This window comes from Candidatus Latescibacterota bacterium, assembly GCA_020633725.1.
GTDB lineage: Bacteria > Krumholzibacteriota > Krumholzibacteriia > JACNKJ01 > JACNKJ01 > VGXI01.
Genome location: JACKDC010000001.1, coordinates 587,795 through 599,030, shown reverse-complemented (window position 1 = coordinate 599,030; position 11,236 = coordinate 587,795). Strand labels below are relative to the sequence as shown.

12 protein-coding genes are annotated in these 11,236 nt (G+C 71.7%); 1 reads left to right on the top strand and 11 read right to left on the bottom strand.

The features are described from left to right. Nucleotides 1-29: 29 nt before the first annotated feature. Entirely contained in the window at nt 30-1,046 is a 1,017-nt protein-coding gene (rfbB, locus tag H6693_02590) for a dTDP-glucose 4,6-dehydratase (GenBank protein MCB9515063.1), read from the bottom strand. Next, complete coding sequence (locus H6693_02585; protein ID MCB9515062.1) at nt 1,043-1,783, bottom strand: NTP transferase domain-containing protein; 741 nt, start codon at nt 1,781-1,783, stop codon at nt 1,043-1,045. Before H6693_02585 ends, rfbB begins: the two co-directional genes overlap by 4 nt. 124 nt (nt 1,784-1,907) lie before the next feature. On the opposite strand from H6693_02585, the gene H6693_02580 reads away from it, so the two are divergent. Next, nucleotides 1,908-2,828: a DUF72 domain-containing protein gene (locus H6693_02580; protein MCB9515061.1), complete on the top strand. Its 921-nt coding sequence runs from the start codon at nt 1,908-1,910 to the stop codon at nt 2,826-2,828. 4 nt (nt 2,829-2,832) lie between these two features. Here H6693_02580 and H6693_02575 read toward each other — a convergent pair whose 3' ends face one another. From H6693_02575 to nadB, 9 genes are read right to left on the bottom strand one after another with little or no spacing between them, the layout of a single operon-like run. Further along, nucleotides 2,833-3,513, bottom strand: coding sequence for a cupin domain-containing protein (locus tag H6693_02575; GenBank protein MCB9515060.1), 681 nt, complete (start codon nt 3,511-3,513; stop codon nt 2,833-2,835). A gap of 13 nt (nt 3,514-3,526) precedes the next feature. Further along, entirely contained in the window at nt 3,527-4,603 is a 1,077-nt protein-coding gene (gene add, locus H6693_02570; GenBank protein MCB9515059.1) for an adenosine deaminase, read from the bottom strand. Nucleotides 4,604-4,628: 25 nt separating this feature from the next. After that, on the bottom strand, nt 4,629-4,982 hold the full coding sequence (locus H6693_02565; GenBank protein MCB9515058.1) for a hypothetical protein: 354 nt from the start codon (nt 4,980-4,982) through the stop codon (nt 4,629-4,631). A 55-nt stretch (nt 4,983-5,037) separates the two neighbouring features. Further along, the gene (bshA, locus tag H6693_02560) at nt 5,038-6,177 is read right to left on the bottom strand and encodes an N-acetyl-alpha-D-glucosaminyl L-malate synthase BshA (GenBank protein MCB9515057.1); all 1,140 of its coding nucleotides are present in this window, start codon (nt 6,175-6,177) and stop codon (nt 5,038-5,040) included. Then, nucleotides 6,174-6,905, bottom strand: coding sequence for a bacillithiol biosynthesis deacetylase BshB1 (bshB1, locus tag H6693_02555; GenBank protein MCB9515056.1), 732 nt, complete (start codon nt 6,903-6,905; stop codon nt 6,174-6,176). Before bshB1 ends, bshA begins: the two co-directional genes overlap by 4 nt. Nucleotide 6,906: 1 nt before the next feature. Further along, nucleotides 6,907-8,073, bottom strand: coding sequence for a bacillithiol biosynthesis BshC (bshC, locus tag H6693_02550; protein ID MCB9515055.1), 1,167 nt, complete (start codon nt 8,071-8,073; stop codon nt 6,907-6,909). Beyond that, nucleotides 8,070-8,813, bottom strand: a complete 744-nt coding sequence (locus H6693_02545; protein ID MCB9515054.1) for a methyltransferase domain-containing protein — start codon at nt 8,811-8,813, stop codon at nt 8,070-8,072. The genes bshC and H6693_02545 overlap by 4 nt, the downstream gene beginning before the upstream one ends. Beyond that, nucleotides 8,806-9,633, bottom strand: coding sequence for an AmmeMemoRadiSam system protein B (gene amrB, locus H6693_02540; protein MCB9515053.1), 828 nt, complete (start codon nt 9,631-9,633; stop codon nt 8,806-8,808). The genes H6693_02545 and amrB overlap by 8 nt, the downstream gene beginning before the upstream one ends. After that, nucleotides 9,626-11,215 (bottom strand): L-aspartate oxidase, encoded by a 1,590-nt coding sequence (nadB, locus tag H6693_02535; GenBank protein ID MCB9515052.1) that lies wholly within the window; start codon nt 11,213-11,215, stop codon nt 9,626-9,628. Before nadB ends, amrB begins: the two co-directional genes overlap by 8 nt. Nucleotides 11,216-11,236 lie beyond the last annotated feature (21 nt).

The following is an 11,236-nucleotide window of genomic DNA, read 5'->3' as shown; positions in this document are numbered from 1 at the left end:
CGCTCAACCGTCGTTTCGCGGATTCGTCGTCACCGGCTTCCGTAGAGCCGATCGTAGTACTCGCGGTAGTCGCCGCTCAGGATGCGCTCCCACCACGGGCGGTGGGTCAGGTACCAGTCGATGGTGGCCGCGATGCCGTCGGCGAAATCCACCGTGGGCGTCCAGCCCAGCTCGGCGCGGATGCGCCCCGCGTCCATGGCATAGCGACGATCGTGCCCGGGGCGGTCCGTCACGTGCTCGATCAGGTCCTCGCCCTTGTTCAGGGCCGCCAGGATCAGGCGCACGATGTCGATGTTCGCGCGCTCGTTGTCCCCGCCGATGTTGTAGACGCGCCCGGGCTCGCCGCGTTCCAGCACCGCCAGCACGGCGCGGCAGTGGTCCTCGACGTGCAGCCAGTCGCGTACCTGCAGGCCGTCGCCGTAGACCGGCAGGCTCAGGTCCTGGCTGGCCCGCTGGATCATGAGCGGGATCAGCTTCTCGGGAAACTGGTAGGGCCCGTAGTTGTTGCTGCAGCGCGTGATCGTCACCGGAAAGCCGAAGGTGCGGTGATAGGCCTGGCAGAGCAGGTCCGCCGACGCCTTGCTCGCCGAATACGGGCTGGACGGGTCCAGCGGCGTGTCCTCGCGGAAGCGTCCGGTGGGCCCCAGCGAGCCGTAGACCTCGTCGGTGGACACCATGACGAAGCGCCCGTCGCCCGCGGGCCAGGCCTTGCGCGCCGCGTCGAGGAGCACCTGCGTGCCGCGCACGTTCGTCTCGACGAAGACGCCCGGCCCCAGGATGCTGCGGTCCACGTGGCTCTCGGCCGCGAAGTGCACCACCGCGTCGATGGGGTGCTCGGCGAAGAGGCTCTCCACCAGGGCCGCGTCCGCCACGTCGCCGCGGACGAAGCGGAGGCCGGGATCGTCCTCCAGGGCGGCAAGGTTTTCCAGGTTGCCCGCGTAGGTGAGGGCATCCAGGTTCAGCAGCTCCCGCTCCGGGCGCTCCGCCCGCAGCAGCTGGATGAAGTTGCTGCCGATGAACCCGCAGCCGCCGGTGACCAGGATCATCCGCCGGCCCCCCGCGTGCCGAAACCGGCCTCGGGCGGCACCAGCTCCTGCGCGTGGCGGAGCGATTCGAAGGTGCCGGCGTCAGTCCACCAGCCGTCGAGCACCTGGTAGCGCAGGGTGCCCTCGGCGATGTAGGCGTTGTTGACGTCGGTGATCTCCAGCTCGCCGCGGCCCGAGGGCTTCAGGGCGCGGATGATGTCGAAGACCCGTCCGTCGTAGATGTAGATTCCGCAGACGGCCATGTGGCTCTTGGGCTTGGCGGGTTTCTCTTCGATGCTGACGATGCGATCCTCTGCCAGCTCGGCCACGCCGAAGCGCTCGGGCTGCCGCACCTCCTTGAGGAAGATGCGCGCGCCCGTCCCCTGCCGCTCGAAGGCCTCCACGCCGGGGCGGATCGAATCCGCGAAGATGTTGTCGCCCAGGATCACCGTCATCGGGTCGCCATGGGAGAAGTTCTCCGCCAGGCCCAGCGCCTGGGCGATGCCGCCGGCCTCGTCCTGAACCCGGTAGGTGATGCGGCAGTCGAACTCGCGGCCGCTGCCCAGCAGGCCCACCACGTCCCCCATGTGCTCCGTGCCCGTCACGACCAGGATCTCCTCGATGCCGGCTTCCACCAACTTGGACAGCGGGTGGAAGATCATGGGCACGCGGCCCACGGGCAGCAGGTGCTTGTTGGTCACCTTGGTGAGGGGATAGAGACGGCTGCCGGTGCCGCCCGCCAGGATGATGCCCTTCATGTCGCTCCTGCGGCTGGGGTTGGCTCAGGGGACAGCCTAGCGGTCGCCCTGCTGACCGGCAACAGGAAATCTGCCCTGTTCAGCGCGCGCGCCAGGCACTAGGCTGGGAGCGGGAGGTTGCGTGATGTCCCTGCTAATCGGCACCGCCGGATGGAGTTACCCCGACTGGGCGGGCGCGGTCTACCCGTCGCCCAAGCGTCGGGACTTCGACCCGTTGCCCTACCTGGCGCGCCACTTCGATCTCGTGGAGATCAACGCCAGCTTCTACCGCCTGCCCCCGCTTCGTGTCGTGGAGAGCTGGCTGCGCCGCGTGGACGGCTTTCCGCGCTTCCGGTTCCTCTTCAAGGCCCCGCGCAGCTGGACGCACCCCGGCCTCGGCGCTGGCGAGCCCGAGGCGCCGGCCGCGGCCGTGGCGGAGCTCGCCGGCCGTCTCCATGACGCGGGACGTCTGGGCGCGGTGCTGCTGCAGTTCCCCTGGTCCTTTCGCGACGCCCCCGCCAGCCGCGCCCGCGTGGACGCGCTGCTGCGGCGCCTCGAACCCCTTCCGGCCGCCGTCGAGGTTCGCCACGCCAGCTTCGCGCGCGCCGACTGGCTGCACTGGCTCGGGGAGCGCGGCGCGCTGCCCGTGAACGTCGACCAGCCCGCCCTCCGCGACTGCCTGCCCCTCGAGAGCGCCACCGGCCCCGACGCCGCCTACTTCCGCCTCCACGGACGCAACGCAGCGGCCTGGTTCGCCGCGAGCGCCGGGCGTGATCAGCGCTACGACTACCTCTACGCGGCGGCGGAACTTGACGCGATCGCGGCCCGCGTGCGATCGGCGGCCGAGCGCGTCGCGACGCTGTTCGTCGTCACGAACAACCACTACGGCGGCCAGGCCGCGGTCAACGCGCTCGAACTCCGCGCGAAGCTGCTCGAGGAACGCGTGCGCGTGCCGCGCAGCCTCCTCGCGCGCTATCCGCAGCTGGCGGAGATTGCCACGCCGGACAGCGAGGACGGCGTGGATGACGACCCCACCCCACCGACGCGTCAGGGAGAGCTGTTCTGAGGAACTAGCGGCGGCCGGGGCGCGCGCTGCGGTAGAGACTGCGCTCCTGCAGGTCCACGTTGCGCAGGGAGTCGAGCCGCATCTGCTCGAGCACGTCCTCGGGAATGAACTCCACCGTGAGCTCGTCCACCACCGGCGGCCACTCCCAGAGCAGCGCCACGGTCGGCGCGCCGCTGAGGTTGTGCAGGGCATAGGTGCGCCCCGCGGGAATCTGCAGCAGGTCGCCGGGGCCGTACTCGCTCTCGTCGTCATCGATGAGGAGCGTGCCCCGCCCGCGCCAGACGTAGACCCAGAGATCGCTGTGCGGGTGGTAGTGCGGCCACTCCTCGCCGCGGAGCTGGTAGAGCTCCAGGGCGAGCGTGGACTCGGCGCGGAAGACGGAGACGCGGCTTGAGTTCTCCTCCTCGGCGAGCAGATTCTTGCGCAGCAGCTCCTGGAGCTGAAGGCGCTTGAAGTCCAGCGGCGGCCGCTTGGAGAAGCTGTCGAGGAAGGACTCGATCTCGCCCGCGTCCTGGCTCAGGTCTCTCGGCTCGGCGGACAGATCCCGCGTGTCGAGGTAGCTGCCCTGTCCCAGCCGCGGCCGCATCACGCTGTCGGCGGGCGCGGCGTCGTCGGCCGCCCGCGCCACCGGGACGACGGCGAGGAGGGTCAGGGCGAAGGCGAGGGTCGACAGGGCTGAGCGCATGGATCCGTCCCGCTTACAGGTGGTCACCGCGACCGTTCGTGTAGCTGTGGCGAGGAGGAACGCCGAGGCTCTCGAGCTCCTCCACCACCTTCCGCATCAGCGCGGCCTTGCGCGCGTGAGGCAGGAAGGCGCTCTTGAAACCGTTCAGGATCAGCTCGTGCACGTCGCCGACGTCAAGCTGGAAGGCTTTCACCGCCCGGTCGAACTCCTTCGTGACGGTGGTGTCGGAGATGAGCCGATTGTCGGTATTCAAGGTCACGCGCAAACCGAGGTCAAGGTATTTCCGGAACGGGTGATCGTGCAGCTCGGCCACCGCGCCCGTGTGGACGTTGCTGGACAGGCACATCTCCAGCGGGATGCGGTGGTCGTTCACGTACTCCATCAGGTCGGGGTCCTCGTAGAGCCGGACGCCGTGGCCGATCCGGTGCGTGCCGCAGTAGTGCAGCGCCTGCGCGATGCTCTCGGGACCGAAGGCCTCGCCCGCGTGCAGCGTCGAGTTCAGGTTGTGATTCAGGATGAAGTAGAAGGCCTCGCGGTGCTGCTTCGCGGGGTAGTCCTTCTCCTCGCCGGCGAGGTCGAAGGCGACGATGCCGAGATCCTTGTAGAGCAGCGTGGCCTGGGCCAGCTCCAGGGAGCGTTCGGGCGTCATGGAGCGGATTCCGCAGAGGATCTGCCCGGCGATGATGCCCGTCTCGGCCTCGGCGCGCGACAGTCCCCGCTCCACGGCCTCGATGATCTCGCGGTTGTGCAGCCCGCGTTCGCGATGCAGCAGGGGGCTGTAGCGCACCTCGATCAGCCGCACGTTCTCCGCCGCGGCGTCCACGGCGAGCTCGTAGGCGATGCGCTCGAGGGCCGCGGCGGTCTGCATCACCGGCAGCGTGTACATGAAGGCGCGCAGGTAGTGCGAGAGGCTGCGCTCCTCGCCCTGCACCTGGGTGAGGGTGCGCACCTCCGCCTCGCTGCTGGCCGGCAGGTCGAAGTCCGCCTCCACGGCCAGCTCGAGCAGCGTGGCGGGCCTCAGGGAGCCGTCCAGGTGGACGTGCAGGTCCGTCTTGGGAAGGGTCGCCAGCCAGTCGCGTTCGATCTTCACGCGCTCGCCTTTCCGCGCCGGCCCGTCACTGGCCGCCGCCGCTCTGGAAGTAACGCTCCTCGAAGACCTCGGTGTAGGGCGGGCCGCCCATGAAGTCCTCGATGCTGTCCTCGTCGCGCTGCTGCAGCTTGCCCTGTTCGATCAGATCGTAGACCACGTTGCCGAAGTCGCCCCCGCTCTTGACGCCCCACTCGCGGAAGACCAGGGCGGCCAGCGGGCCGTAGCGCTCCGCGCCGAGGCGCCGGAGGCTCTCCAGCAGCTCCGCGCCGCTCACGTGCCCGCCGTCGGGGGTGCTCTGCCGCGCCTGCTCGAGCGCCTCGCGCAGGAAGTCGTAGGCCTCCGCGCTGTAGGGTCGCTGCTTGCCGCTGTCGGTGGTCATCCCGTCCCCTCCCGGCTCGGGTTGCCGGATAACAAAGCGCGTCGACGCGCCGCTGTCAATCGACCTTGCTGGCCATGAGGTTCTGGAAGAGCTCCTCGTAGCGATCGATGACCCGCGGCAGCGGAAAACCCTCCTCCACCGACGCGCGGCCCGCGAGGCCCACGCGACGGCGCAGGCTCTCGTCCCTGAGCAGGGCGTCGCAGCGCGCCGCCCAGGCGCCGAGATCGGACGGATCCAGCAGGAAGCCGTTCTCGCCGTCGCGGATGAACTCGCTCGGACCGCCACGGCTCGTCACCACCACGGGCACGCCGCAGCTCATGGCCTCCAGCGCCGCGAGCCCGAAGGACTCGTGCTCGCTCGGCTGCAGGTAGACGTCCGCCACGGGCAGCAGCTCCTCGATGCGCTCCCAGGCGCCCACGATCTTGACCTGCCTGCCCAGCCCCAGCTCGCGCGCCTTGTACTCGAGCGCCGCGAGTTCGGGCCCGTCGCCCGCGAGCAGGAGGACGGTCCGCTCGCGCTCCTCCATGGCGGCGAGGATGTCCACCAGGGTCAGCGCGCGCTTCACGGGACGGAAGTTCGACGCGTGCAGCAGGATCCGCTCGCCGTTCTTCGCGAAGCGGGCGCGCAGGCCGTCCGCCGAGCGCGGGCTGAAGCGCGCCGTGTCGACGAAGTTGGGGATCGTGTGGATCTTCTTGTCGGTCCGGAAGATCCTGCGCGTCTCCGAGGCTAGGAAGTCGCTCACCGCCGTGACGCGATCCGACTGCTCGATGCTCCAGCGCGTGATGCGGTGGTAGCTCGGGTGGTTGCCCACCAGCGTGATGTCCGTGCCGTGCAGGGTCGTCACCACGGGGATGCGCCGCGAGCCCATCTGGCTGGCCAGGATCGCGCTGGCCGCGTGCGGGATCGCGTAGTGCACGTGCAGCAGGTCAAGGCCGTGGAAGCTGGCCACCTGGTGCATCTTCACCGCGAGCGCCAGCGTGTAGGGCGGATGCTCGAAGAGCGGGTAGTCCAGCGTCTCCACCGTGTGCACCGACACACGCTCCTGCCCCAGGTGCACGCGGAAGGGCACCGACGCGGTGATGAAGTGCACCTCGTGCCCGCGCTCGGCGAGCGCGAGGCCCAGCTCCGTGGCGACGATCCCGCTGCCCCCCGCCGAGGCGTAGCAGGAGACGCCGATCTTGAGCGGGCGCGTCACGACGCCCTCCCCGCGCCGTCGAAAGGCGCCGGCGCGAGCAGCTGCGCGGGGTCGGCGACGAGCGGCACCTGCGCCGAGTGGAAGGGCTCGGCGTAGCCGCAACCGCCGAGCGCGCCGTAGTAACGGTCTCGCGCCAGGAGCTGCTCGAGGAAGTCCGGATGGTTGATGGACGTGGCCGCGCGCCCGCCGCCCCGCAGGAACTGGCTCGCGTAGCAGCGCAGCGACTCGCGCTTGGCCTCCACCACCGCGTCGATCCCGATCACGAAAGATGGTGCGAAGGGAAAGCGCTCCATCGTCTCGATGATGCGCTGCGGGCGCCGCGCCGCGCCCGCGGCGTCGTAGCGTTCGAGCCCCGCGAGGAAGGCCGCATCCCAGAGCAGATGGTGCGCGGCGCTGTGGTCGGGGTGACGGTTCTGCGCGCCGGGGATGATGAGCAGGTCCGGGCCCAGGGTCCGCAGCCACCCGGCCACCTCGCGACGCTGGCCGAGGTCGGCGGCGCTGAGATGTCCGTCGGGCAGGCCGGCGTTCTCCCGCCGCCCCACACCCAGCGCGCGCGCCGCGGCCGCCGCCTCCTCCGCGCGACGCGCGGGATCGCCGTTGGAGCCCAGCTCGCCGGCCGTGAGATCGAGGATGCTCACCGTGTGCCCCAGGGACGCCGCCAGGGCCAGGGTGCCGCCGCAGCCCAGCTCCACGTCGTCGGCGTGCGCGCCGCAGGCCAAGAGGTGCATCTCAGGCTCCTTCGGGTTCGAGCGGGAGGGTCCACTCAATAAGCTCTCCGGACGCCCAGGCCGCCAGATGCTCGCGCGCCAGCGCGAGCAGCCGGGCGGGGTCCGCGAGGGGATGCCCGCCACGCGCCAGAGGACTGCTGCGGCGACCGGGATCGGGGAGATCGAGGTCTCGATCTCCGTCCCACCGGGCGCGAAGGCGCGGGTATGCCGGTGGGAAGGGCAGGTCCAGTAGCGCGAAGCCGTCGACCAGCTGGCGATGATAGCGCCACTCCCCCGGCCCCAGCACCACGGCCGCCACCGGCAGCACCGCGTCCTGCGCCAGGGGGCGCAGCGAGGCGTTCGGGCTGAGCGTGTCGGGCGCCTCTTCCAGCCGGCGTGCCAGGGCCGCGGCGTAGTCCTCGGGCTCCGGGAGCTGGCGACGTCCCCGCCGCAGCAGCCACAGCGCCCGCTCGCCGATCCCCGCGCGCAGGGGGGGCTCGGTGCCGTCGGCGGCGAGCCGCGCCCCCGCCGCGTCCAGCGCCCGGGCGAACTCCAGCCGCTTCGCGGCATAGCGGACGTAGAGCGGCGCGGCCGCTGCGCGCAGCGCGGGGCTCCTCGCGTCGATCGCGAAGAGCGGTTCCTCCGGGAAGCGCTCGAGCACCAGCCTGAGCTCGCGCGAGCCGAGGTCCTCGCCCGCGCGCACGGCGTGCCGCGCGAGATCCGCGTCCACGCCGGGCAGCGCGATCAACTCGGCGTAGGCCGGCCCGGGGTCCAGATCCCCGACGAAGGCGCCCTTCTGCGCGAGCGCCGCGGGCAGGGCCACGTCCAGCGGCCTGCGCCCCCGTCGGGGGAGGCGCTGGCCGGCGGCTTCGTCGAAGTCGCTGTCGTCGCCGCCGGACCAGAAGCAGGGATAGACCGGGAGATCGCCCGTGGCCGACAGGTGCGACGCCAGCGCCACCGCGGTGGCCACCTTCTGCAGCGTGAGGCCCAGGGGCAGCGGAAAGCTCGGCTGCTGCCCGGTGACCACCAGCCGCGCCTCGCCGCGCGCGAGCTGAGCGCGGGCCGTGGGGCTGCCGCCCTGCATCGCCGCCAGCAGCGCTGGATCCACGGGCGAGGGCGCTCCCGGCGCGGCGGCCGGCAACGGCGCCGGCAGCTGCAGCGCGTGTCGACGCGGGCCCTGGGACATCACGACGCCGCTCGCGTCAGCAGGAGGATGAGCCGCGCGCTCCGCTCGGGATCGAAGGCACCGCCGCGATAGTCCCCCCAGCGCCCCGACTCCGCCAGACCCAGCCGCGCGAAGCCGTCGACGAGCTCGTCGGGCGTGAAGAGCCGCACGCTCTCCTCGTAGTGGACCGTCTCCCCGCCCGCCAGCGGGCGCAGCGCCACCCGCTTGACCACCCGATCCGCCTCGATGCTGCGCTCCTCCTCGGCGCGCCAGTGGCGGCTCTCGCGCACGCCGCGCTCCTCGAGGCTGCGCTCGAGCTGCGCCCGGTTGAAGAAGTCGAAGAAGAACCAGCCGCCGGGCGCGAGCACGCGCGCCACCTCGGCGGGCACCTGCCAGTTCTCCTCGTCCCGCGCAAAGTAGCCGAAGGACGTGAACATGCTCACCGCGCCGTCGACGCTGCCGTCGGCCAGGGGCAGCCGCCGCATGTCGCCGCGCAGGAGATGCAGCCCCGGCCTGAGCCGCCCCCGCGCCGCATCGAGCAGCGGCCAGGAGAGGTCGAGGCCCAGCGCACGCGCGCCCCGCCGACCCAGCGCGGCGAGGTGACGTCCGCCGCCGCAGCCGAGATCCAGCACCCGCTGACCTGTCAGCGGCGGGGTGACGCGCGCGAGCAGCGCCATCGCCAGCTCGGCTTCGCGCTCGTTGCGATGGGCGTAGAGTTCGAGGTAGTGCTCGCCGAAGCCTTCCACGTACCACGGCTTAGGCACGGGGCGAACCTGCGGTGAAGCGCGCGGAGAGGTAGCCGACCACCTCGCGCCGGTCCCCCGTGACCGGGGACGAGTCCCGCCGATCCAGCAGCTCCACCTGCCCGCCGCGGCGACGGTGCTCCGCCAGCAGCAGCAACACGGGCTCGGCGCCGCAGGCCTCCGCGCGCCCCTTCGCCAGCGCGAGCGCGAAGGCGTCCGCGTCGCCCGCCTCGATCAGCCGGGCGGTCTCCGCGTCGAGCGCCTCCGCCCGCTCTAGCGCATGGAAGTGCGAGAGGTCCGTCGTCACGACCCAGAGATCCCCCGGACGGGCGATGTCCCCCAACCGACGGGCGGCCTCCTCCCGGTCGGCCGCGCTGCAGCGGCCGACGAGGATCGGCAGCACCCTCGGCGGGCTCTCGCCGCCCAGCCGCTGGAGGAAGGGCAACTGCACCTCGAGCGAATGCTCGAGCGCGAGCGCCTCCTCCGCCGGGGCGAAGGGCGCTCCGCCGGCGAGCAGGGCGTCGACCGCGGCGGCGTCCACCTCCACGTCGCCGAGTGGCGTCTCCCAGCGCTCCGCGCGGGAGAGGCCGAATCCCGCCAGCGGCCGGTGGTGGTTCGGTCCGAGCAGGAGCACGCGCGAGGGCGTCGCCGGCAGCCCCGCGTAGGCGGCCGCGGCGCAGGCGCCGGAGTAGGGATAGCCCGCGTGCGGAACGAGCAGGGCCCAGGGCGCGGGCGCGTCGGGTCGAGGGGGCCACGCCGCGAGCAGCGCGTCCACCTGAGTCGCGAGATGCTTCGCATCGCCGGGGTAGAACTTGCCGTCCCAGAGCGCGTGCCTAACCAAAGAGCTCACCTCGCTTGAGCAGCGTGGGTCGCAGCCAGTCGTCCAGGGTCTCGGGATGGTCGAGCGTGTAGTGCAGGCCGCGGCTCTCCTTGCGCGCCAGCGCGCTGCGGATGATGAGCTGCGCCACCAGCGCGATGTTCCTCAGCTCGATCAGTTCCGCGGAGATGCGGAAACGCCAGTAGAAGCTCTCCACGGTGTCGCGCACGTGGCGGATGCGCTCGTCCGCGAGGGTGAGACGCTCGTCGCTGCGCACGATGCCCACGTAGTCCATCATGATCCGGCGCACCAGATCCCAGTCGTGCTCGAGCACCACCGACTCGTGGTAGTCGCGGCTCTCGGGCGCGCTCCACGGCTTGAGCTCGGGCTGCTCGCCATCGGGCAGCCCGCGCTCCGCCAGCGCCTCGTAGGCCCAGTGCGCGAAGGTCACGGCCTCGAGCAGGGAGTTGCTGGCCAGACGGTTCGCGCCGTGCACGCCGGTGCAGCTCACCTCGCCCAGGGCCAGCAGGCCGCGGAGGCTGGTGTGGCCCGTCTCGTCCACCTGGACGCCGCCGCAGGCGTAGTGCGCGGCCGGCACCACGGGCACGAGCTGCGAGCGCGGATCGATGCCCACGCCCATCAGCGCCTTGAAGATGGCCGGGAAGCGCCGCGGGATCTCCTCGCGCCCGATGGGCGCGAAGTCGAGCCACAGGTGGCGTTCGCCGCGGATCTTCATCTCGTGATCGATGGCCCGCGCCACGATGTCCCGCGGCGCGAGGTCGCGGCGCTCGTCGTAGCGCGCCATGAAGGCCTCGCCCGCGCCGTTGCGGAGCAGCGCGCCCTCGCCGCGCACCGCCTCGCTGATGAGCTGGCTGTGCAGCCGGTCGTGGTAGAGGCAGGTGGGATGAAACTGCACGAACTCGAGATTGGCCACCACCGCGCCGGCGCGATAGGCCATGGCGAGGCCGTCGCCGGTGGCGATGTTCGGATTCGTGGTGTAGGCGTAGACCTTGCCGAGCCCCCCCGTCGCCAGCACCGTGACGTGCGCGGCGATGGCCTCCACGTCGCCCGTGTCGACGTCGAGCACGTAGGCGCCGTAGACCTGCTCCTCGCGCCCCTCGCCCCGCAGGTGCTGCACCAGGGCCAGATTCACCGCGATGTGATTGGGCAGGATCGTGATGTTGGGGTCGCTCGCGGCCCGCTCCAGCAGCACGCGCTCGAGCTCGCGGCCGGTGTAGTCGGCCACGTGGACGATCCGCCGCCGGCTGTGGCCCCCCTCGCGTCCCAGGGCCAGCGCGGGGCCCTGCTTGCTGAAGGCCACGCCCCAGTCCAGCAGCTCGCGCACCCGCTCGGGGCCGGCGGCCACCATCCGCTCCACGCGCGCCCGGTCGCAGAGCCCCGCGCCGGCGCGGAGGGTGTCCTCAACGTGGGAGACGAAATCGTCGGCGGGGTCCAGCACCGCCGCGATGCCCCCCTGGGCGCGGCAGGTGTTGCTGTCCGCCGCCTCCTTCTTGGTGACCAGGGTCACCCGCCCCAGGGACGCCGCCTTGATGGCGAAGCTCAGCCCCGCGATGCCGCTCCCGATGACCAGAAAGTCCGTGCGCATGGCCCTCCCGCCCGCCGGTCC

Excerpts from the sequence above, each read along its gene's own strand:
- H6693_02580 (MCB9515061.1), top strand. The coding sequence starts at position 1,908 with ATGTCCCTGCTAATCGGCACCGCCGGATGGAGTTACCCCGACTGGGCG.
- H6693_02585 (MCB9515062.1), bottom strand. The coding sequence starts at position 1,783 with ATGAAGGGCATCATCCTGGCGGGCGGCACCGGCAGCCGTCTCTATCCC.
- rfbB (MCB9515063.1), bottom strand. The coding sequence starts at position 1,046 with ATGATCCTGGTCACCGGCGGCTGCGGGTTCATCGGCAGCAACTTCATC.
- bshB1 (MCB9515056.1), bottom strand. The coding sequence starts at position 6,905 with ATGCACCTCTTGGCCTGCGGCGCGCACGCCGACGACGTGGAGCTGGGC.
- H6693_02575 (MCB9515060.1), bottom strand. The coding sequence starts at position 3,513 with ATGCGCTCAGCCCTGTCGACCCTCGCCTTCGCCCTGACCCTCCTCGCC.
- H6693_02565 (MCB9515058.1), bottom strand. The coding sequence starts at position 4,982 with ATGACCACCGACAGCGGCAAGCAGCGACCCTACAGCGCGGAGGCCTAC.
- nadB (MCB9515052.1), bottom strand. The coding sequence starts at position 11,215 with ATGCGCACGGACTTTCTGGTCATCGGGAGCGGCATCGCGGGGCTGAGC.